Below are 18,824 nucleotides of genomic sequence, written 5' to 3'. Positions count from 1 at the left end.
GCAGGCGCTCGTGTGGAGCAGGCGCTCGTGTGGAGCAGGCGCTCGTGTGGAGCAGGCGCTCGTGTGGAGCAGGCGCTCGTGTGAGGCGGGCGCCTGTGTGGGTCGGGCGCCTGTGTGCGGCGCCTTGATCGACAGGCCGCGCCCGGTTCAGGCCGCCACCGCGATCGGCACGCCGTGGCTGTCCGTCAAGGCCAGCCTCGTGTGCAGGTTGCCCTGCTGGGCCACGCGGGCGAAATACTCGCTGCGGCGCCGCTGCATGCAGCCCTTCCGGGTTCGAGGGCCGCCCGCCGCCACGGTGAGCAGTTCGGGAGCCAGGGAGCTGTTCAGGCCCTCACGCAGCAGTTGCAGCGCCTCGGTGCGCAGCTGGGAGATGCGTGACTCGGTGACGCCCAGGCGGGCCGCCACGTCGCTGAGGGGCTGTTCCTGGAGGAACGACTCGGTGACCACCAGGCGCAGGCGCTCGGGCAGGGCCTGGATGGCCTGGTGCAGGTAGCCGAGGCGTTCCCTCTTGAGCAGCAGGTCCTCGGGGCCCTCGGAGAGCTCCGGCACCATTTCCTCCGCCGCCCCGGTGGGGAAGCCCTGGAGGCTGAGCAGCGCCGCCTTCTGCACGTCGTCCTCGACCGTTGCCAGTTCCTGGACGCCGATGCCGAGCATCTCGGCCACCTCGGCGTCGGTGGGTGTACGGCCGAGCGCGGCGGTGAGCTCCTGGCGGGCGGCGGCCGTGCGCCGGGCCCGGGCTCGTACGGATCGGCTGGCCCAGTCCTGGCCGCGGAGCTCGTCGAGGAGCGCGCCGCGGATGCGGACCGCGGCGAACCTGTGGAACGGGATGCCGCGGGTGACATCGAAGGACCGGGCGGCCCCCAGCAGCGCGGCGAACCCGGCTGAGGAGAGGTCGTCCGCGTGGACGTGGCCCGGTACCCGGTTCAGCAGTTCCCGGACCAGATGGCCAACCATCGGCATGTGTTCGCGGACGAGGTCCTCGATGTCACGCGCGGACGGCGCGTCGTGGGTGGTGCCGATGGTGGCGGGAAGATCGGTCGTGTCGCTCACGTGGTCCTCCTCGCTATACGACCGGTTGGGTGAAAACCGGCTGACGAGAAGAACTTTTGCCAACGAAAGGTGCGAAGGCGGCCGAACTCGGTTGCTTTTAGGGTGCTTTCCGCGAGAAAAGCTCAGGTTCAGTGGAAGGCGGCGACGCGGCGGCTCTCCAGGACGCCGGTGAGCTCCTCGTGCACCCAGTGCATGCGCGGGACCGCCACCTCGGGATGGTCACCGAACTCGGTGGCGACTTCGGCCGCGCAGCCGTCGCTGCCGTGCAGCAGGATCATGGCGGTCACCGCCCGCTCGACAGCCTCGCGGCTGGGGCACTGGGACGGCTGGAGATCCGAGACGAAGAGGGCTTCCGCCGCCAGATCCTTGACGATGCTGATCATGTCGAACTCCCCGATGTACGACAACTCGCTGAGCGCTGCCCCTAATGCCCGGTCGGCAGGGTTTTCAACCGAACAGGCCCGAAACAGCCCGGCTTCGCTTTCTCATCTTCCTCGCGCACCACTCCAGGCCCCGCCAACACGCCGGGCGAATCGGGAGAAAGTGCGTGCTGCATCGTCTTCACAGTAGCTCCGTGCTCCGCCACCTGTGGTCTGCTTTTTTGCCAACGCGCACAAGAGCGAGGGCCGGCCCGTCTCAGGCCGACCCTCGTGGAGACGCGGGAATCAGGGAGTGACGCTGGTGGTGTCGCCGCCCGTGCCGGCGCCGGTGCCCTCGCCGGGGCAGTCGTCGCCGCCCTCGTCGGTGTCGCAGTCGACGTCGGTGGTCGGCGGCGGCTCGACGTCGTCGGTCGGCGTGGGCGACGTGGTCGTCGGGCTGGTCGTCACGCTCGTGTCGTCCGGCTTCGGCGGCGGCGGCGTGGTTGTCGTGCTCGTCGCGGTCGGCGTCGTCGTGGTGGTGGTCGTCCCGGTCGGCGTCGTGGTCGTCGTGGTGGTGGTGCCGGGCTTCGGGATCGTGGTGGTCGTCGTCGTGCCGGGGACCGCCGGCTTGGAGCTGCCCGGCGGCAGCACCGTCGGCGCGATGGTCACCGTGCCGTCGGGGCCGATCGTGTAGCCCGGCGACGTCGCGGTCGGCACCAGCCGGGTGCTGCCGTCGCTGAGCTGCTCGACCTTTTGCGGCGGGCCGCCCGGCTTCGTCGACACGAACGTCTCGCAGGTCTCGCCGTTCAGCGTGAAGGCGAGCGGCGCGATGTTCGTCGTCGTGTAGCGGCCGGTGATCGGCACGCTCACCGTCGAGCCGGCCTGCAGCGGGTCGGACACCCGCGCCGTGACCTCGACGCTCTGGCCGTTCTGCTGGAGGGCGGTCTTGCCGTTGCCGGAGATCGTCTGGTCGCCCGGCATGAGGAACCAGAGCTTCCAGTCGTTGACCGGGGTGTCGGCCCGGTTGGCGACCGTGACCTGGGCGTCGAACCGGCCGGCCGCGTCCTTGGTGACCGCGTAGTTGACCACGCAGCGGCCGGTCGGGGCGATCACCGCCGGCCCCGCGGCCGCCGCCTTGTTCTTGGGCCCCTTGCCGGTGGCGCTCCAGCCGTACGTGCCGATCGCCAGCAGCAGCACGCCGGCGGTCACCACCAGGATGCGGCGGGTCTTGTTGTGCGGGCCCCGCTCGGCGGGACCGCCGGGCGCGGCGGCCTGGTTGCCGAAGGCCGGGCGCAGCGGCTGATCGCCGTTGACCCGCACCGACTCGAGGCCGGCGAACCGGCTGTTGCGAGCGGGCGCCGGGGGCTGGCCGGTGGAGGGCGCCGGCGACATCGGAGCCGCCGCCGCGGCCGCGGCGGCGGCCTCGGTCATGTACTCGTTCGCGGACGGCAGGATCGTCGTGTCCTCGCCGTTGCCGGACCAGTCGGGCACGTAGCCCCGGGCGACCGCCGGTGCGCCCGCCGACAGCCCGGCCAGGATGCTCGCCAGCTCGGCGCTGGACGGCCGGTCGGCCGGCCTCTTCTCGAGGCAGCGGCCCACCAGGGCGTCCACCTCGGCCGGCAGCCCCTCGACCGGCGGCAGCGGGTCGGGTTCGACGTATTGATGCGCGCGCAGCAGGGCCGTGGTGGTGCCCACGTCCCACGGCAGCTGGCCGATCAGCGTGCGGTAGATCAGCAGGCCCACCGCGTACACGTCGGTGGCGGGGCTGACCTGGCCGCCCTCGAGCCGCTCGGGCGCGAGGTAGGCCGGGGTGCCCAGCAGGCTGCCGTCGGGGTCGATGTCGTTCTCGCCGATCAGGGCCGAGATGCCGAAGTCGACGACCTTGGCCCCGGTGGGCGTGAGCATGACGTTGGCCGGGGTCACGTCACGGTGGACGATGCCGCGCGCGTGCGCGGCGGCCAGCGCGGCGGCGACCTCGGCGGTGATCCGCACGGCGTGCTGCCAGGGCAGCTTGCGCGCGCGGGCAAGGACAGCGGCGAGCGACTCGCCGTCGATCAATTCCATCACCACGTACGGCACCGGCTCACCGTCGACGGTGGTGGCCTCGCCGTAGTCGTAGACATTTGTGATGTTCGGGTGGCTGAGGCGGGCCGCGGCCTGGGCCTCGGCTCGGAGCCGGCGCCGGAAGGCCGGGTCCGCGCTGGTCGACGGCGGCAGCACCTTGACCGCGACCTGGCGCCCGAGGACCTCGTCGAAGCCTCGCCACACCACTGACATCCCGCCGGCGCCGAGCCGCTCGACCAGTCGGTAGCGACCGGCCAGCAGGCTCGAACCGGGCAGGTCCGACGTGCTCATGTGCCCCCACATGCGCGCTTCGAAGAAACACCGAGTCGCACCGCCATGCTCCTCGACGCCGGGGCGGATCCGGTCCACCCGTGAGCCGGAAGTTTTCCCCATCGACGGCTCGGATGCTAGCCGATGATCGGCCCGATCACGATCCGGCGTGACGCGGTCTACCTGCGGTTCGTTACCGTCCGTTTCGCGCCGGATCCCAGCCGTGGCGCCGACTCGGGTGACCCCCGAAAGTCGGATCTCCGACTGAGCGTGGGAGGCATTACCCGGGAAAGCCCCACTATGCCCGCTTCATCGGAAGTTTCTCCAGGTAAGAGATTCGCGCGCTCTCTTAAGGACTGTTTAACTGGCAGTCGCGCGCAGATAACGGTCCGCTCGGACGAGGCCGCTGGATCGTTACTTAACGTAGGGCAATTGTTGAAGCCTTGACCTGAGCAACCCCCGCTGATCGGGCAGCCGGGTCCGCTGATCAGCTAATTTTCCGTGCCAACGTCATACGGCGGCCCGCCGGCCCGCCGTGGGCACGCTCCCGTTCCCGAAGAGCAGCGACGCCGGCGACGGCCTCTTCGGCGGCGGCTGGAGCCGCACCGGCACCGGCGCCTGCCCGGCAGGCAGCGCGCCGAGCTCGGCCAGCAGGTCCAGCACGGGGTCCAGCTTCTCGTAGACGACCAGCACCACGTCGCCCGAGCGGGCCAGCCGCAGCGCCGCCGGCACCGCCTCGCGGTAGTCCTGCGCCCGCACCGCGGTGAGCTTCGGACGGCGGGCCCGCATCTCGCGTTCCACCAGGGTGGACACCTCGCCCCGGGCGCGAGCGCCGGGGTCCTCGTCCTCGTAGAGCACCGCCCGGGTGACGCCATCCGCGACCACCTGGGCCGAGGCGGCGAGCAGGTCGTCGCGGCGGTCGCCGGGCAGGGTCAGCGCCACCACGCAGCGGTCCGGCCCCCAGAGCTTGTGCAGCGTGCGCAGGGTCGCCGCGAGCGCGGCCGGGTTGTGCGCGTAGTCCACGAAGACCGAGACGTCGCCGAGCCGCAGCAGGGTGGCCCGGCCCGGGTTGTCCACCGCCGGCTCGAAGTCGCCCAGCCGGCGCACGACGTCCTCCTGACCGGCGCCCAGCGCGCGGGCCGCCGCGATCGCCGCGAGGGCGTTCGCCACCGCGTGCGGCGCCGCTCCCCCGTACGCGCCGGGCAGCTCGGCCATGCGCATCAGCGGCGTCCGCCGCGCCCCCGTCGCCTGGGTGAGCCAGCCGTCCTGGAGCAGGTACGCGGTCGCGCCCTTGGCGAGGTGCTCGACCACCACGGGCTGCCGCGCGTCGAGGCCGAACCAGACCACCCGCTTGCGGTCCGCGCGCACCCGCGGCCGCTCGACCAGGCTGCGCACCCACGGGTCGTCGGCGTTGAGCACCAGCGTGCCGCCGTCCCGGACGCGCTCGGCCACCAGCGCCTTCACGTGCGCCAGGTCCTCGATGGTGTCGAGCCCGTCCTGCCCGAGGTGGTCGGCGGTGATGTTGGTGATCACGCCGACGTCCGACCAGTCGTAGCCGAGGCCGCGCCGGATCAGGCCGCCGCGCGCGGTCTCCAGCACGGCCACCTGCACGCTCGGGTCGCCGAGGACCATCTGGGCGGAGAGCGGGCCGGTGGCGTCCGCCCGGTAGATCACGCGCCCGTCGACGCGTACGTCATCGGTGGTGGTCAGGCCCACCCGGGTGCCGCCGGCGGAGAGGATGTGGGCGATCAGCCGGGCCACTGTGGTCTTGCCGTTCGTGCCGGTGACCGCCGCGGTCGGGATGCGCCCGTCGGATCCGGCCGGGAACATCGCGCGCACGATCGCGTCGCCCACGTCGCGGGCCCGCCCGCGCACCGGGGCGAGGTGCATGCGCAGGCCCGGCACGGCGTTCACCTCGATGACGCCGCCGGTGACCTCGGCGCCGTCGGCCACGGGCGGCACCGGCTCGGCGATGTCCGGCAGGCGCAGGTCGATGCCGGCGATGTCGAGCCCGAGCAGCGCGGTGACCCGCAGGCAGAGGCGCGCCACGTCCGGGTGCACGCGGTCGGTGACGTCGTGGCTGGTGGCGCCGGTGGAGAGGTTCGCCGTGCCGGCCAGCCAGACGTCGGTGCCGGCGGGCGGCACGTCGGTGAGCGCCCAGCCCTGCCGCTCGACCAGCGCGAGGTCCGGGTCGATGCGGGTCAGCACCCGGGAGTGGCCGGCGCCGCGGCGGGGATCGGCGTTGGCGCGCTCGACCAGCTCGGCGATGGTCGCGCGGCCGTCGCCGGTCACGTGCGCCGCGATCCGCTCGGCGGCGGCCACCACCTCGCCCGCCACCACGAGCACCCGGTAGTCGCGGCCGGCCAGCTGGCGTTCCACGATCACGTCCTCGCCGGCGGCGCGGAACGCCCGTTCCACCTCGGCGGCCGTGCCGAGCCCGAGCGTCACGTGCTCGCCGTGCCGGCCCTGGCGGGGCTTGACCACCACCGGGCCGCCGAACCGCGCGAGCAGGGCGACCGCCTCCTGCGCGGTGCGCGCCGCGCCGCCCTCGGCCACCGGGACGCCGGCGTCGGCCAGCAGCCGCCGGGTCACCTGCTTGTCGCCGGCGATGTCGATGCCGACGCCGCTGGTGCGGTCGGTCATCGCGGCCCAGGCCAGCCGCCGCCGGGTGCCCCAGCCGAGCCGCAGCAGGCTGAGGTCGTCGAAGCGCTCGACCGGGATGCCGCGCCGCCGCGCCGCCGTGATGATCGCCCGGGTGCTGGGGCCGGCCGCTTCCCGCTCCGCCAGGGCGGCCAAGCGACCGAGTCCGATCTGTCCGGAAAAAGACGACCGACGGATGGCGATCACGAGATCCACGGCGGCCTGGAGCAGCTCGCCGGGAAGGGACGAATCGGGCGACTCGTCCACCGGGCACTCGATGATCACGTTGAAGACCCCCGGCACGCCGGCCGAGAGGGTGCGCCCGAAGCTCACGTCCCGCCCGATCATCTGGGAGAGCTCGATGCACACGTGCTCGGTGACGTGCCCGAAGTAGGTGCCCCCGCGCAGCCGGCTGACGAACCCGCCCGGCGCGCCCGCGGCGCAGTGGTGCTCCGCCAGCCCCGGCATCGCGCGCAGCAGCCGCTCGGGGAAGCCGGTCACGTCCGAGGTCTCGACGCCGGTCAGCTCGTCCAGCCGCAGCCGCGCGACCACGGCGGGCCGGGACAGGTAGACGTTCGGGCCGCGCAGCCGGCGCAGGGATTCGATCTTCATCGGACGAGCCCCCCTTCATGGAGAGGCTAATCGGAACAAAACCGAAACATCCGGCTAATCGTTGTTATGGGCCGGAAGCAGATGCGTCACCTCGGGCGGCCCGTCGGTCAGCGCGAGCGCCCGCTCCTCGGCCCGCTCGTCGCTGCCGGTCATCCGGCCCTCGTGCTGGCGCAGGTGCTCCTCCCACGTCGGCACCTGGTAGACCTCGACGTACTTGCCCGGCTCCTCGCCGTCCTGGAACAGGCCCCACCGCGACGCCCCGGTCCGCTGCCGCGAGCCGCGCACCGCCTCCATCGCCTCGATGAACGCCGCCGACTTGGCCGGCTCGACCCGGTAGACGGCCGTGACCAGGATCGGGCCCTCGTCGAGATGGGGCTCGAGCATGATGTGCGGCTCGGCCCAGAAGATCGCCGGGCTGCGATCGGCGCCGTCCTGCTCGTGCACCGGCCACCAGAGGATCGTCACCGTGCCGGCCAGCAGCGCCGCCGCCGCGAGCAGGAACGCCTCGTCGAGCCCCCACAGCGACGCCACCTGGCCCCACAGCAGCGCGCCGAGCGCCTGCGAGCCGGCGAAGACCACCTGGTAGATGCCGAAGCCCCGGGCGCGCACCCAGGTGGGCAGGAAGAGTTGGAGGGTCGCGTTCATCCGGGACACCAGCGTCATCCAGGCCAGGCCCGCGACGACCAGCACCGCGGTGACCGCGAGCTCGTCGGGCACCAGGGCGGTGACGACCAGGGCTCCGCCGTACGCGACGCCGGCCAGCGCGATCAGGCGGTTCGGCGACAGCCGCCGCCGGATCCGGGGCATCAGCAGCGCGCCCGCGATCGCGCCCACACCCAGCGCGGCCAGCAGGATGCCGTAGCCGCTCGCGCCCAGGTGCAGCTCCTGGTGGGCGACCAGCGGCAGCAACCCCCAGACCACGGCGCCGGGCACGACGAAGAGCACCACCCGCGCCAGAATCCGCAGCACCACCGGCGAGTACCGGACATAACGCCCACCGGCCCGCACGGCCGAGGCAAAATGCTCCGCCTTCATGCGCCGGGGAGGCCGCTTCCAGAAGAGCAGGGCGAGGGCGAACACCCCGTACGACACAGCGTTGAGCGCGAAGACCGTGGCCGACCCGGTGTGCGCCACCAGCAGACCCGCCACCGCCGGCCCCGCCGACCGCGCGAGGTTGGTGTTGACCGCACCGAGCGCCGACGCCGCCGGCAGCTGCTCGCGCGGCACCACCTCGGGGATCACCGCCTGCCACGTGGGCAGCGTCAGCGCCTGGCCCACGCCGAGCAGGAACGTGAAGAGCAACAGCACCGGCGGCGACACCAGGCCGAGGACGGTCAGCACGGTCAGCACCCCGCCGACGCCGAAGAGCGCCGTCTGCACCCCGAGCAGCAGCAACCGCCGGTCGACCACGTCGGCGAGCGCGCCCGACGGCAGCGCCAGCAGCAGCACCGGCACCATGGTCGCGGTCTGCACCAGCGAGACCCAGGTGGCCGCGCCGGGCTCGCCGACCACCAGCCACTGCGCGCCGACCGTCTGCATCCACGTGCCGACGTTGCCGGCGAGAGAGGCGATCCACAGGGTGCGGAAGACCCGCTCACTCAGCGGCGCCCAGGGACTCACCCGGTGAATCTATCGGCGGCGCGCGCCGGGACCCGGGCGGGGCAGCACCTCGCGGTAGTCGCCGACCAGGTGGCCGCCGTCGCAGACGACCTGAACGCCCACGTCGTCGCCGCAGTCGCGGTGCTCGAAGCGCAGCGGCGGCCCCTCCGGGTCGGCCAGGTGCCGGTCGCCCCACTCGGCGACCGCGATCAGCACCGGATAGAGGTCGAAGCCCTTCGGGGTGAGCCGGTATTCGTGCCGGACCCGGGCGCCCGGCTCCTGATAGGGCTCGCGGCGCAGCACGCCGTTGCCGACCAGCGTGGCCAGCCGGTTGGTCAGCACCTGGCGCGGGATGTTCGTGCGCACCCGCATGTCGTCGAAGCGCCGGATGCCGCTGAAGACCTCGCGCAGCACCACGACGGTCCACTTCTCCCCGAGGATCGCCATGGCCCGCTCGATGGTGCAGGTGTCCACCGACCACGCCAGGGCCTCTGTGGAATTCATGACACGAAGGCTAAGTCCACTGGACAGACCCAGCAACTCCTGGAAGCCTGCGTCCATGACCCAGACCCAGCAGGACGCGCGCACCCGGACCTTCAGCTGGACCGACCCGGCCGTCCACGCCGGGCTCGTCGGCCGCCGCTCCGGCCTCGATCTCTTGCGGGCCATGGCCTCCGGCGAGCTCCCCGCCCCGCCGATCATGCACCTGATCGACCTGGCCGGCATGCGCGCCGAGGAGGGCTCGGTCACCCTCTATCTCGATCCGCAGGAGTTCCACTACAACCCGCTCGGCACCATGCACGGCGGCGTCATCTCCACCCTGCTCGACACCGCCGCCGCCTGCTCGGTGCACAGCACCCTCCCGGCCGGCGTCGGCTACACCAGCCTCGACCTCAACGTGAAGTTCCTGCGCCCGATCACCCTCGCCTCCGGTCGCCTGACCTGCACCGGCAGCGTGCTGCAGAGCGGCCGCCGCACCGCGCTCGCCGAGGCACGCCTCACCGACTCCCAGGGCCGCCTCGCCGCGCAGGCCATGTCCAGCTGCATGCTTTTCCCCCTTCAAGAGCTTTAGAAGTACGGGTTCCGCACGGCACCCGCCGCAGGGCTACGGCGCCGTCTTGGTCCGGGCCGTCGCCCGCCGCCGGGCTGTCCTGCAACGCAAGCGTGTTTCGGCGGCCCGATTGCCGGGCATCGGCGAACGTCGTGGAGAACGGTCATCTGGTCGGCGGGCGCTACCGGCTGCGGGAGCGGCTGGGACGCGGCGGGATGTCCGTGGTCTGGCGGGGCTTCGACGAGGTGCTGGGCCGCGACGTCGCGGTGAAGGTGCTCGACGCGCAGCTGGCCGCCGACCCTGACGTGCTGCGGCGCCTGCGCGACGAGGCGCGCGCCGCGGCCGGCCTGCGGCATCCCAACGTCGTCGAGGTGTACGACTACGGCGAGAGCCCGCACCGCGGCCAGACGCTGCCGTACGTGGTGATGGAACTGGTCGAGGGCCGCTCCCTCGCCGAGCTGCTCGACGGCGGCGCGCTCGACTGGCAGCCGGCCGTGGTCATCGGCGCCCAGGTCGCGGCGGCCCTCGGCGCCGCACACGCCCGCGGGGTGGTCCACCGCGACGTCAAGCCGGCGAACGTCATGGTCACCGCCGCCGGCGCCGAGCTGGTCGACTTCGGCATCTCCGCGACGGTCGGCGACATCGACGACGACCACGAGGGCCAGGTTCTGGGCACCCCCGCCTACCTGGCACCGGAGCGCATCGCGGGCGGCCCGGTCCGCCCCGCCTCCGACGTCTACGCGCTCGGCCTGCTCCTCTACGTGACCCTGACCGGCCACGCACCCTGGCCCACGTCCACCGTGACCCAGATGCTGCGCGCCCACGTCTACGCCGACCCCGACCCCCTGCCCCCGATCCCCGGCCTGCCGGCCGTCGTGGCCCGCCTGATCCACCGCTGCCTGGCCAAGGACCCCGCCGACCGCCCCAGCGCCACCGAGATCGCCGACCGCCTGGGCGACCTGGCCGGCCTCCCCCCGGCCGAGCTCCTGCACCTGCCCGAAACCACCGGCACCCCCGCGATGGCGGCCCCGACCGTGGCACGCCACCCCTTCGCCGGCCTGCCGTGGCGCCCCTTCGCCCTGCTGTCCCGGCACCCCTTCACGGCACTCCGCAGGCGCCCGTCCACGGCGCCGCCCCAGGACTCCGACGCCGCGCTCGCCCGGCCCTGGCCCCCGATGGCTTCGGACTCCGACGCCGCCGGGCGTCCGCCCACGGACCTTCTCCAGCGCTCCCACGCCGCGCCCACCCAGCCCGCTCACCGCGCGGACACCCAGCCCGCTCACCACGCGAACACCCAGCCCGCTCACCACCCGAACACCCAGCCCGCTCACCACCCGAACACCCAGCCCTCTCACCGCGCGGTCACCCAGCCCTCTCACGTCCGGCTCGCTCGGCGCCCGATCGGCGGGCCCTCCTGGCGCTCGCTCGGGGCGCTCCCCCGGCGGCACCGCCGCGTCGTGGTCGGGGCGCTCGCGGGACTCGGGCTGCTCGCCGGTGGGCTGGGGGTGCGCGCGGCCACCGACGGTCCGGCCGGGGCGCCGGCGGCGGTCGCGGCCGCGCCGGAGGCTTCCGCTCCCTCGGCCCGGAAGTCGCCGTCCGGTGCCCCGAAACCGCAGGCGTGCACCGTGCGCTATGCCATGCGCGGGACGTCGCAGGGGCGGGCGTCGGCGAAGGTCACCATCCTCAACACCGGGGAGGTCCCGGTGCCGGCGTGGCGGCTCACGTTCGCGCTGCCGGCCGGGCAGCGGCTGATCGACGGGTGGTCGGGGAACTGGCGGCAGGACGGCCGGGCGGTGGTGGCCGCCGGTGGGGCGCTGCCGGCCGGCGGTGCGGCGGCGACCGGGTTCTCCGCCGCCTACGGGGAGGTGGCGGCGCTGCCGGTGGCTTTCCGGCTCAACGGCACGACGTGCCGGGCCGAGATGTCGGTGCAGGCGGCCCCGGCCGTGCGAAAGGCCGCCCGGCAGGATCCGGCGCCGGGGCAGGCGCCCGCCGCGAAACCGGCCCCCGCCGCGAAACCGGGGCCGGCCGAAGAGGGTGCCAAGCCGGACAAGAAGAAGAAAGACGAAAAGCCGGAAGACGACGAGAACGAAGACGAGGAGGACGAGGAGTAGACAGCGGCGACAAGCAGGCGGCGACCAGCTCGCGAAGGCCGGCCGGCCCGCGAAGGGCCGCGGTCCCGGCGCCCGGCAGCGCAGAGGCGCCCGGCAGGGGCAGAGGCGCCCGGCAGGGCAAAGGCGCCCGGCAGGCCAGAGGCGCCCGGCAGGCCAGAGGCGCCCCGGCGCCGGTCGTTGCAGGACAGCCCGGCGGCGGGCGACGGCCCGGGCCACGACGGCGCCGTAGCCCTGCGGCGGGTGCTGTGCGGAACCCGTACTTCTAAGCGTTCTTCCGCAGTTGACGTTGGCGGCGTGCCTCGCGCTTCTCCTCGAAGCGGACGGCCTGGTTCTCCAGGTCCTGCATGTGGGCGGCGAGTTCCTCGCGGGCTTTCTCGCCGTCGCCGGTGAGGTCGGTGCGGGCGAAGACGTTCCACTGGCGCAGGACGGGCTGGAGCACGTCGTCGCGGTGCTGGCGCAGGTCGTAGATGCCGGCCAGGGCGATGGAGAGTGCCTTGCGGCCGAAGCCCTCGATGTTGGCGCCGGGCATCTCGAACGAGCTGACCACGTCGGTGACGGCGCGCATGGCGTGGTTGGGGTCGAGGTCGAACGCGGCGGCCAGCAGGTTGCGGTAGAAGACCATGTGCAGGTTCTCGTCGGCGGCGACGCGAGCCAGCAGCTGCTCGGCGATGGGGTCGCCGGTGGCCCGGCCGGTGTTGCGGTGCGAGATGCGGGTGGCCAGCTCCTGGAAGGCGACGTAGGCGATCGAGTGCAGGATCTCGTCGGGGTGGCCGTTGGTGAAACCGGCCTGCATGTGGGTCATGCGGGCGCGCTCGAGCTCGGTGGGGTCGACGGCGCGCGAGACGGTCAGGTAGTCGCGCAGGGCGATGCCGTGCCGGCCCTCCTCGGCGGTCCAGCGGTGCACCCAGGTGCCCCAGGCGCCGTCGCGGCCGAAAAGCGTGGCGATCTCGTGGTGGTACGAGGGCAGGTTGTCCTCGGTGAGCAGGTTGACGATGAGCGCTGTGCGCGCCACGTCGGGGATCTTCGAGTCGTCCTCGCGCCACGGCTCGCCGCCGAGCAGGCCGTCGAAGGTGCGCCCGTCGCTCCATGGCACGTACTCGTGCGGGAACCACTCCTTGGCCAGCGAGAGGTGCCGGTCCAGGTTGGTCGCGACGACGGGCTCCAGCTCGATGAGCAGCGCGGTCTGATCCATACGATCACTCCCTACGGTTACGCAACCGTAGGTTACTCCCCCTGCCCGGCGGCCGGGCCGCGCCACTGGCACGCGTCGACCAAGATGGATGTCTCCGACCGCCGAGGAGGCAAGTCTTGGTACGACGTGCGCTCATCGCTCTGATCGCCACCGCCGGCCTGATCGCGCCGGCGGTGCCCGCGGCGGCCGCCGCCCCGGACGAAGCGCTCTTGCAGGACAAATTGGACGCCGTCCACGAGGCCGGGATGCCGGGCGCGTTCGCCGAGGTCCGCGAGGGCAAGAAGACCCTGCGCCTGACCACCGGGGTCAGCGACGTGACCACCGGCGAGCCGGTCCGCGACGGCCTGCGCCACCGCGTCGGCAGCATCTCGAAGACGTTCCTGGCCACGACCGTGCTCCAGCTCTCCGGGGAGCGGCGGCTCGACCTGGACGCGCCGATCGGGCGCTACCTGCCCCGGCTGGTGCCGGCCGAGGTCGGCCGCCGGGTCACGCTGCGGACACTGCTCAACCACACCAGCGGGATCGGCGACTACGACACCGAGCTGATCAAGACGGCGGACGACATCGTGGCGCTCTGCGAGACCACGTACTCCCCGGAGCAGCTGGCCCGCATCGGCCTGGCCGCCGAGCCCACGCCCGCCGGCGTCTACTCGTACTCCAACACCAACTACGTGCTCGCCGGGCTGATCGTCCAGAAGGTCACCGGGCACAGCTATCAAAGCGAGATCACCAAGCGCGTCCTGCGCCCGCTCGGGCTGCGCGACACCTACTTCGAGGGGGCCGACCCGCTGATCCGCGGGCCGCACATGCACGCCTACGTGCCGTGGTACGAGGGCGAGCTGCGCGACTTCACCGCGTGCAACATGTCGTGGGCGTGGGCGGCGGGCGAGATCGTCTCGACCGCTCGCGACCTGAACGTCTTCTACCGCGCGCTGCTGACCGGCAAGCTGCTGAAGCCGTCCCTGCTGGCCCAGATGCAGACCACCACCGGCGAGGACGGGTACGGGCTCGGTCTCTACTACGTGGACCTGCCGTGCGGCCGGGTCTGGGGCCACGACGGCGGCACGATCGGCCACGTGACGGTGTCGTGGCACAGCGCCGACGGCAGGCGTCAGGTGACCTATGCGCAGAGCATGTCGTTCTACCAGACCTCGCCGACCGAGCCCCACCCGATCGACGTGGCGGTGAGCGACTTCCTGGTCACCGCGCTCTGCGATGACCAGGTTGCCACCCTGCGGACGACGTCGTACGTGGAGCCGTTCAGGACCCGCTGATCACCGGGTGCAGGTCGGCGGCCGGCGGCTCCCACGCGGCGGCGTCGGCCTCGACCTGCTCCCCCGAGCGGATGTCCTTGACCGTGTCGGGCTCGCCGTCGCGGCCCGGGAACCAGACGTACGGGATGCCGCGCTTGTCGGCGTACTGGATCTGCTTGCCGAACTTGGCGGCGGTCGGCGCGACCTCGGCCGGGATGCCGCGGCGGCGCAGCGCGCCGGCGGTGCGGTCGCAGTCGGCGCGCAGCTCCTCGTGGGGCAGTGCGACGACCACGCAGGTCGGCACCGAGCGCGAGACGGCGAGCGCCTGCTGCCCGAACAGGATGCCGAGCATGCGGGAGACGCCGATCGAGATGCCGACGCCGGGGAAGCTCTCGTTGCCGACCGTGGCCAGATTGTCGTAGCGGCCGCCGGAGCAGATCGAGCCGAAGCGCTCGTAGCCCTCGAGCTGGGTCTCATAGACGGTGCCGGTGTAGTAGTCGAGGCCGCGAGCGATCTTCAGCTCGGCGACCACGAGGCCGGGAGCGTGGTCGCGGGCCGTCTCGACGACCCGGAGCAGTTCCTCCAGGCCCTCGTCGAGCAACGGGTCGCTGACGCCCAATTTGCGCACAGCGTCGACAAATGAGCCGTCTTCGGACGAGATGTCGGCAAGGGCCAGGCAGGTGTCCGCCTGGGCTTCCGTTGCCCCGACCTTTGCGACGAGCTGCTCCTTGACCGCGTTTGGTCCAATTTTGTCGAGCTTGTCGATGATACGGAGCACTTCGTCGGTTTGCGCGAGGCCCAGCCCGCGGTAGAAGCCCTCGCAGACCTTGCGGTTGTTGACCTGGATCCGGGCCCGCGGCACCGGCAGCCCGGACAGCACGTCCCCGATCACCAGCGGCATCTCGGTGTCGTAGTGGAACGGCAGCGTCCCCCGGTTGACCACGTCGATGTCGGCCTGGAGGAACTCGCGGTAGCGGCCCTCCTGCGGCCGCTCGCCCCGCCACACCTTCTGGATCTGGTAGCGCTTGAACGGGAACTGGAGCTTGCCCGCATTTTCCGTCACAAAGCGAGCGAAGGGGACGGTCAGGTCGAAGTGCAGCCCGAGCTGCCCCTCCTCCGCTTTCTCCGCTTGCAGGCGGCTCAGCAGGTAGACCTCCTTGGAGGTCTCACCCTTGCTCAGCAGCGTCTCGATCGGCTCGACCGAGCGCGTCTCGAGCGGGGCGTAGCCGTAGAGCTCGAACGTGGCCCGCGCGCGGTCGATCACGCGCTGCTCGATCATGCGCTGCGGCGGCATCCATTCGGGAAAACCGGAAATGGGCATATTCAGAATCTCCTAGGAAAAAGTCTTCTACCGACCGCGGCCGGGCGCGGCGACCAGTTCCCGCAGGTACGGGTTCTGCGCGCGCTCGCGGCCGATGGTCGTGGCCGGTCCGTGGCCGGGCAGGACGACGGTGTCGTCGGCCAGCGGCAGGATCTTGTCCCGCAGGCTGGTCAGCATCGTCTCGGTGCTGCCGCCCGGCAGGTCGGTGCGCCCGATCGAGCCGGCGAACAGGACATCCCCGGAGAGACAGATCTGCTCTGCGTCCCACGAGGAGCCCGCGCCTGGCAGCCGGAACAGCACCGACCCGCCGGTATGGCCCGGGGCATGGTCGACGGTGATCTCCAGCCCGGCCAGCGACAGCGTCGCGCCGTCGGTGAGCTCGGCGACGTCCTCGGGCTCCGCGTACTCGATGCGGCCACCGAAGAGCTGGTGGAGATCCATGCTCAGGCCCTTGGCCGGGTCGGCGAGCATCTCCAGGTCGGCGGGGTGCACGTAAGCCGTGATGCCGCGGGCGCCGCAGACCGGGGCGACCGAGAACGTGTGGTCGAGATGGCCGTGGGTGAGGAGCACGGCCGCGGGGTGCAGCCGGTGCTCGGCGAGCACGTCGTCGAGCCGGTCGAGCACGCCGATGCCGGGATCGACGATCAGGCATTGCTCACCGGCGCCCGCGGCCACCACATAGCAGTTGGTGCCGAAGGCATCGGCCGGAAAGCCGGTGACGAGCACAACGGGCCCTCTCTGCAGAACGGGAGCGAATCGTAACGAGCCTAGCCGGGCGGGCGCACACCACTTTCTCAGGAGGTACCCGTACACTCTTGCGGGCGTGTGACAGGACGTACGAGAGGACAGCGTTCGGTGGCATCCAGCAGGGACCGGCAGCGCAAGCTGGCGCGGGCGAAGCTCGATCGGCAGATGGCGCGACGAGCCGCCAAGGAGCGCCGGCGACGCCGCGTGCTCGCGGGCGTCGGGTCCGGTGTCGCCGTCCTCCTCATCGTGGCCGGCATCGCCTGGATCGGCGGCGCCTTCGACTCCGACGAGGCCGATCAGACGGCCGCCGAGGACATCTGCGCCTGGACGCCGCAGAGCACGACGGCCAACACCAACCTCAAGGACGTCGGCACGCCGCCCACCACGGACATCCCCACCTCGGGCACCCGGGACATGACGATCACCACCAACCAGGGTGACCCGATCAAGGTCAGTCTCGACAACACCATGTCGCCGTGCGGCTCGGCCGACCTGGCCTACCTGGCGAGCAAGAAGTTCTACGACAACACCGACTGCCACGAGATCACCACGTACGGCGCGATCCGCTGCGGTGACCCGAGCGGCACCGGACTGGGCGGCCCCACCTACAGCGTGTACAGCGAGAACGTGCCGGCCGCGCCCGAGCCGAGCGCCTCGGCCTCGCCGTCCGCCAAGACGCCGCTCTACCCCAAGGGCACGGTCGCGCTGATCGGCGACCCGCCGGGCACCAACGGCAGCCAGTTCCTCATCTTCTTCAAGGACTACAGCCCCGCCACGCCGGAGTACGCGATCGTCGGCACCGTGACGAGCGGCCTCGAGACCGTGACCAAGATGAGCAAGATCGCGACGGTGGCGAACGAGGCCGGCGACAAGGTCAAGCCGAAGTCGAAGATCACCATCAAGAGCCTGACTGTCGGCGACGCGGAGGCGGCCGCGGCGCCGTCGGCGAGCACACAGTCCTAAACCCCACGGCCGAACACAGCAGGAGGAACACCGTGTCGTCGATCAAGGACCGGCAGCGCGCGGCGGCGCGGGCCCGGCTCGAGAAGGAGATGGCCGAGCGTGCCGCGGCGGCCCGCAAGCGCCGGCAGCGCCAGGCCGTCATCGGCTCGGCGATCGCGGTCGTGCTGATCGCGGGCGCCGCGGTGTGGATCGTGACCGCGCTCGGCAAGGACGACGACAAGAGCAGCAACACGGCCAGCGGCGTGCCCGCCGGCCAGGTCGCCTGCACCTGGACGCCGGACGCGAGCGGCGGCAAGGTCAAGGACGTGGGCACCCCGCCCGCCACCGTGCCCAACACGGGCAAGGACGTGCTGACCATCGAGACCAACCTCGGCACGATCAAGGCGGACGTCGACAAGTCCAAGACGCCGTGCACCGCGGCCGCCTTCGAGTTCCTCGCGTCCAAGAAGTTCTGGGACAACACCAAGTGCCACCGCCTCGTCAACGAGGACAAGTTCAAGGTGCTCCAGTGCGGCGACCCGTTCGCCACGGGCAAGGGCTACCGCGAGACCGACGGCCAGGGCGGCCCGAGCTTCACCTACGCGGAGGAGAACCTCCCCACCGACACCAAGAACCCGTACCCCGCGGGCTCGATCGCGATGGCGAACACCGGCCAGCCGGGCAGCACCGGCAGCCAGTTCTTCATCGTCTCGGAGGACACCCAGCTGTCCGCCAACTACACGCTCCTCGGCAAGATCAGCTCGGGCCTCGACATCATCAAGGGCGTGGTCAAGGCCGGCGACGACGGCGCCTTCGCGCAGCAGGCCGGCGGCGGTCACCCCAAGAAAGAGGTCGACATCAAGTCGCTGGCGATGTCCGCGGCTTCCTGATCCACCAAGAGGAACGGCCCCCTTTTATAAGGGGGCCGTTCTCGTGTTTTGACCATCCGGGGATTCGTGGTGGTCGAGGTCTAGCGGAATGGGGAGGACCCTGTCCATGATCTGAGTTCTCACACAAAGATCATCAATGGGCAGGGTCCTCGATGAGGAGCGTAACGGCTACCGGTGCCGGTGACGGCGAGCTGAGCCGGATCTTGTTGGATTCGTGGCGGCGGGAGTTGTACGAGGGCGTCCTCGTGTCCCGGTCACGGACGTTGTTCTCGCTGGTCGACGAGCTGGCCGCTGATCAGGGCCGGTGTGGTTGTCCGGCGCATCTGTCGCTGGGCACCGTCACCGGGCACGCCGCGGCGTACCGGGCGTTACGTGACGGCGAATTGGATACCGGCCGGGCGTTGCGGGCGGCGTGCCGGATCGCCGCGCGGTCCGGTCTGCCTCGGGTGTATGCCGTCGACACCACCGCGTGGCCGCGGCCGAACGCCGCCACCAGCCCGGACCGGCAGCCGCAATACACCCCCGGCGGCCCGCGCGGCGCGGCAATGATCAAGACCGGGTGGCGGTATCAGCATGTCGTCCGGCTGACCCTGACCCCGGACTCGTGGGTCGTGCCGGTCCTGGCCGACCGGATCTCCTCCGACGACGACCTGGTGGAGGTCACCGTGGACCACATCACCCGGGTCTGCGCGCAGGACGGCGCCCGTCCGGCCGATCCGTCGT

General features: G+C 71.9%; 16 protein-coding genes. 6 read left to right on the top strand and 10 right to left on the bottom strand.

What is annotated here, in order from left to right; genetic code table 11:
- Positions 1-147 precede the first annotated feature (147 nt).
- The 7 genes from Ade02nite_RS46425 to Ade02nite_RS46395 all read right to left on the bottom strand — a co-directional run bounded on the left by Ade02nite_RS46425 (position 148) and on the right by Ade02nite_RS46395 (position 9,098).
- Positions 148-1,050, bottom strand: a complete 903-nt coding sequence (locus Ade02nite_RS46425) for a sigma-70 family RNA polymerase sigma factor (RefSeq protein WP_203777837.1) — start codon at positions 1,048-1,050, stop codon at positions 148-150.
- 128 nt (positions 1,051-1,178) lie between these two features.
- Positions 1,179-1,433 (bottom strand): hypothetical protein, encoded by a 255-nt coding sequence (locus tag Ade02nite_RS46420; protein ID WP_203777836.1) that lies wholly within the window; start codon positions 1,431-1,433, stop codon positions 1,179-1,181.
- 41 nt (positions 1,434-1,474) lie between these two features.
- Positions 1,475-1,615, bottom strand: coding sequence for a hypothetical protein (locus Ade02nite_RS46415; RefSeq protein ID WP_203777835.1), 141 nt, complete (start codon positions 1,613-1,615; stop codon positions 1,475-1,477).
- Positions 1,616-1,715: 100 nt separating this feature from the next.
- Positions 1,716-3,764, bottom strand: coding sequence for a serine/threonine-protein kinase (locus tag Ade02nite_RS46410; protein ID WP_239169560.1), 2,049 nt, complete (start codon positions 3,762-3,764; stop codon positions 1,716-1,718).
- 489 nt (positions 3,765-4,253) lie between these two features.
- Positions 4,254-6,995 (bottom strand): cyanophycin synthetase, encoded by a 2,742-nt coding sequence (gene cphA, locus Ade02nite_RS46405; protein ID WP_203777833.1) that lies wholly within the window; start codon positions 6,993-6,995, stop codon positions 4,254-4,256.
- Positions 6,996-7,049: 54 nt separating this feature from the next.
- Entirely contained in the window at positions 7,050-8,615 is a 1,566-nt protein-coding gene (locus Ade02nite_RS46400) for an MFS transporter (RefSeq protein WP_239169559.1), read from the bottom strand.
- 9 nt (positions 8,616-8,624) lie between these two features.
- Complete coding sequence (locus Ade02nite_RS46395) at positions 8,625-9,098, bottom strand: winged helix-turn-helix transcriptional regulator (RefSeq protein ID WP_203777832.1); 474 nt, start codon at positions 9,096-9,098, stop codon at positions 8,625-8,627.
- 55 nt (positions 9,099-9,153) lie between these two features.
- Between Ade02nite_RS46395 and Ade02nite_RS46390 the strand changes: the two genes are divergently transcribed.
- Positions 9,154-9,666, top strand: coding sequence for a PaaI family thioesterase (locus Ade02nite_RS46390; RefSeq protein ID WP_203777831.1), 513 nt, complete (start codon positions 9,154-9,156; stop codon positions 9,664-9,666).
- Positions 9,667-9,797: 131 nt separating this feature from the next.
- Positions 9,798-11,756: a serine/threonine-protein kinase gene (locus Ade02nite_RS46385; RefSeq protein WP_203777830.1), complete on the top strand. Its 1,959-nt coding sequence runs from the start codon at positions 9,798-9,800 to the stop codon at positions 11,754-11,756.
- 262 nt (positions 11,757-12,018) lie between these two features.
- On the opposite strand, the gene Ade02nite_RS46380 is transcribed toward Ade02nite_RS46385, so the two are convergent.
- Complete coding sequence (locus Ade02nite_RS46380) at positions 12,019-12,948, bottom strand: acyl-ACP desaturase (protein WP_203777829.1); 930 nt, start codon at positions 12,946-12,948, stop codon at positions 12,019-12,021.
- Positions 12,949-13,064: 116 nt separating this feature from the next.
- On the opposite strand from Ade02nite_RS46380, the gene Ade02nite_RS46375 reads away from it, so the two are divergent.
- Entirely contained in the window at positions 13,065-14,222 is a 1,158-nt protein-coding gene (locus Ade02nite_RS46375) for a serine hydrolase domain-containing protein (protein WP_203777828.1), read from the top strand.
- Here Ade02nite_RS46375 and hisS read toward each other — a convergent pair.
- Together hisS and Ade02nite_RS46365 are read right to left on the bottom strand one after the other, a co-directional pair.
- Positions 14,209-15,522, bottom strand: coding sequence for a histidine--tRNA ligase (gene hisS / locus Ade02nite_RS46370; protein WP_203777827.1), 1,314 nt, complete (start codon positions 15,520-15,522; stop codon positions 14,209-14,211). The two genes, Ade02nite_RS46375 and hisS, sit on opposite strands and share 14 nt — an antisense overlap.
- A 27-nt stretch (positions 15,523-15,549) precedes the next feature.
- Complete coding sequence (locus tag Ade02nite_RS46365; protein WP_203777826.1) at positions 15,550-16,248, bottom strand: MBL fold metallo-hydrolase; 699 nt, start codon at positions 16,246-16,248, stop codon at positions 15,550-15,552.
- A gap of 129 nt (positions 16,249-16,377) precedes the next feature.
- On the opposite strand from Ade02nite_RS46365, the gene Ade02nite_RS46360 reads away from it, so the two are divergent.
- From Ade02nite_RS46360 to Ade02nite_RS46350, 3 genes are all read left to right on the top strand, one after another.
- On the top strand, positions 16,378-17,232 hold the full coding sequence (locus Ade02nite_RS46360) for a peptidylprolyl isomerase (protein ID WP_203777825.1): 855 nt from the start codon (positions 16,378-16,380) through the stop codon (positions 17,230-17,232).
- A 32-nt stretch (positions 17,233-17,264) separates the two neighbouring features.
- Entirely contained in the window at positions 17,265-18,101 is an 837-nt protein-coding gene (locus Ade02nite_RS46355; protein WP_203777824.1) for a peptidylprolyl isomerase, read from the top strand.
- Positions 18,102-18,253: 152 nt separating this feature from the next.
- Positions 18,254-18,824: transposase (locus Ade02nite_RS46350; protein ID WP_203777823.1), on the top strand; the 571-nt coding region annotated here is incomplete at its 3' end.

The organism is Paractinoplanes deccanensis (assembly GCF_016862115.1).
Lineage (GTDB): Bacteria > Actinomycetota > Actinomycetes > Mycobacteriales > Micromonosporaceae > Actinoplanes > Actinoplanes deccanensis.
Note: the sequence above shows the minus strand (reverse complement) of the source record. Positions and strands in the feature narration are given on the sequence as shown.

Bases quoted from the DNA above. Each gene is read 5' to 3' on its own strand.
- Ade02nite_RS46390 (WP_203777831.1), top strand. From the start codon at position 9,154: ATGACCCAGACCCAGCAGGACGCGCGCACCCGGACCTTCAGCTGGACC.
- Ade02nite_RS46395 (WP_203777832.1), bottom strand. From the start codon at position 9,098: ATGAATTCCACAGAGGCCCTGGCGTGGTCGGTGGACACCTGCACCATC.
- Ade02nite_RS46380 (WP_203777829.1), bottom strand. From the start codon at position 12,948: ATGGATCAGACCGCGCTGCTCATCGAGCTGGAGCCCGTCGTCGCGACC.
- hisS (WP_203777827.1), bottom strand. From the start codon at position 15,522: ATGCCCATTTCCGGTTTTCCCGAATGGATGCCGCCGCAGCGCATGATC.
- Ade02nite_RS46410 (WP_239169560.1), bottom strand. From the start codon at position 3,764: ATGAGCACGTCGGACCTGCCCGGTTCGAGCCTGCTGGCCGGTCGCTAC.
- Ade02nite_RS46420 (WP_203777836.1), bottom strand. From the start codon at position 1,433: ATGATCAGCATCGTCAAGGATCTGGCGGCGGAAGCCCTCTTCGTCTCG.
- cphA (WP_203777833.1), bottom strand. From the start codon at position 6,995: ATGAAGATCGAATCCCTGCGCCGGCTGCGCGGCCCGAACGTCTACCTG.